We start from the raw sequence: 769 nt of genomic DNA, 5'->3' as shown, positions 1-769 counted from the left end.
TCCCCCCGCTGGAGCTGGCGTAATTCCATACGCCGGATGCCGCTGCTCCAGAGGATTTCCAGTATCACCCGGTTGCGCAGCCCCAAGAGACTCTGGTCGTCGAGGCTGTCCAGCACCTGCGTGGTTTCCCGTTCACTCAGGATCTGGGCAGGTAACCGCTTTTCTTCTTTCGGTAATACCAACTGCTCGGCCGGGTTGTAGAGAATGTGGTGACGTTGCAGCAGCCAGCGGAACCACAACCGCAGTGTGCCCAGACGGTCGCGCTGGCTATTGTTGCTGTACGGCTGACCGTCGGCCTTGCGGTAACCACGCAGATAACGCTGCCAGCTTTCCAGCAACACCAGCGTCACCTGAGCCGGATACTGCACGGTGCGCTGCTCGCACCAGTCCACGAACGGTAACAGTCGTTCCCGGTAGCTTTCCAGTGTGCGCGGGCTTTTTCCCTGTGCGGCCTGTGTATCCAGATACGCCAGCAGTTGCTGGCGCAGCGTTATCAGTGCGTTGTCGTGTGAAGTTATCATGCGGATTGTCCTTGTTGTGATGGAAGCGATCCGGCAGTACGGTATGACGGGAAGTTTTTATTGTGTTGCCGGAACAGTGATTTTTCGTTTTGTCAGACTTGCGCTCGGTTAACCCACTCTGGCTGTGGCTTTAGGGTAGTTTTGGCTACCCAGACTTGACCCCGACTTGGGGTAGACTTGGGGCAGACTTGCCTCCGTGCTACCCAGACTTGCGGGGATCATACCGGGACGATCAGGCCGCTTAAGTG

1 protein-coding gene is annotated in these 769 nt (G+C 57.3%); it reads right to left on the bottom strand.

Annotated elements, in window-relative coordinates:
* Positions 1–521, bottom strand: a 521-nt coding sequence (locus AAC147_RS18495) for a site-specific integrase (protein WP_047683620.1), incomplete at its 3' end; no start/stop codon positions are given.
* Positions 522–769: the final 248 nt, after the last annotated feature.

It is taken from the genome of Xenorhabdus sp. NBAII XenSa04 (assembly GCF_963866145.1).
Lineage (GTDB): Bacteria > Pseudomonadota > Gammaproteobacteria > Enterobacterales > Enterobacteriaceae > Xenorhabdus > Xenorhabdus indica.
This window is presented reverse-complemented; position numbering and strand designations above follow the sequence as displayed.